At 41.3% G+C, this 1,252-nt stretch carries 1 protein-coding gene and 1 pseudogene; both read right to left on the bottom strand.

Annotated features, from left to right (window positions below; all coding sequences use genetic code 11):
* Positions 1-34 precede the first annotated feature (34 nt).
* Complete coding sequence (locus QZ359_RS08915; RefSeq protein WP_042900728.1) at positions 35-853, bottom strand: NAD kinase; 819 nt, start codon at positions 851-853, stop codon at positions 35-37.
* Positions 837-1,252: pseudogene (locus tag QZ359_RS08910) on the bottom strand (GTP pyrophosphokinase family protein); the annotation flags it as partial. The pseudogene QZ359_RS08910 and the gene QZ359_RS08915, both read right to left, overlap by 17 nt.

Raw genomic sequence — 1,252 nt, 5'->3', positions numbered from 1 at the left:
ACCTTGACATGTTCATCTGCGATAAATTCAAACCTCATTCATCCACCTCGCCGATGAAAGCATCCTTAACACGATTCCAGAAACTGGTATGACTAGGTGATGCGACAAAATGAATCTTATGATGGTCGATTTGATACTCAATTCTTTCGATATTGCGGAAGGAATAAACGCTATTGTCAACCGAAATGGTATGGTAATCGTTTCTCGTTGGAATGAGTTCAATCTTATCCTTCTTAGGAACAATAATGGACGAACCTAGCGTTCGATAGACACGATTGTTAAGGCTGGCAATTTCTGTTAACTGCAGAGCTTCAATGGTAGGATGTAAAACAGCTCCACCAAGCGACTTGTTATAGGCTGTACTACCAGTCGGTGTCGAAACTGTTAGGCCGTCTCCACGAAAACGTTCAAAGGGAACACCATTGATCACAATATCTGTCACCATTGTTCGATCCGACCTTCGGATACTGGCTTCATTTAGTGCTCTAAAAATCTTCACTTCACCATTTCCAAGAAAGACCTTCACATTTAGAACAGGGTAAGAGACTCTTGCTCCTGTATCTAGCTGCAAATTAGTCACTAGCTTATCCAACTCAAAATCACGGTAGTCCGTATAGAAGCCCAAATGTCCAGTGTGAACACCAATGAAGCGGACCTTGTCAAGCTGGTTTTCGTACTTATGAAAGGCTGACAAGAGCATGCCATCCCCACCAATGGAAATAACGATATCTGGATTGGTATCATTGAGTATAAACTGATTTCTCTTCAAACGATCTCGCAATTCATACAAAACCCTTTGACTCTGTGGTTTTCTATTAGCTATCAGGTCAATTCGTTTACCTGTATTCTTCATCTGTATCGTCACTGTTTCCTACACCATCATTTAATTTTCTACTCAAAGGATCAAAAAGTGCCTGGGCTTCCTGGATATCATCACGAATTTTACCCATTTCTTCATCCAACTGATGGGCAATCTTGGCCGTAATTTCCAGTCGTTTCTTAATCTCCTCTGGGAAATCCCCTTGGTACTTGTAGTTGAGAGAATGTTCTATTGTTGCCCAGAAATTCATGGCCAAAGTACGTATTTGAATTTCTGCCAAAATAGTCTTGGCTCCATTGATGGTGTCAACCATATATTCTACTACCACATGATAGGAACGGTAGCCTGAAGCCTTTCGATGAGTAATGTAATCTCGCTCCTGTATGATCCGCATATCCTGACGCTTGTGCAAAATTTCCACTACTTCCTTGA

The organism is Streptococcus sp. (genome assembly GCF_019414905.1).
Lineage (GTDB): Bacteria > Bacillota > Bacilli > Lactobacillales > Streptococcaceae > Streptococcus.
Note: the sequence above shows the minus strand (reverse complement) of the source record. Positions and strands in the feature narration are given on the sequence as shown.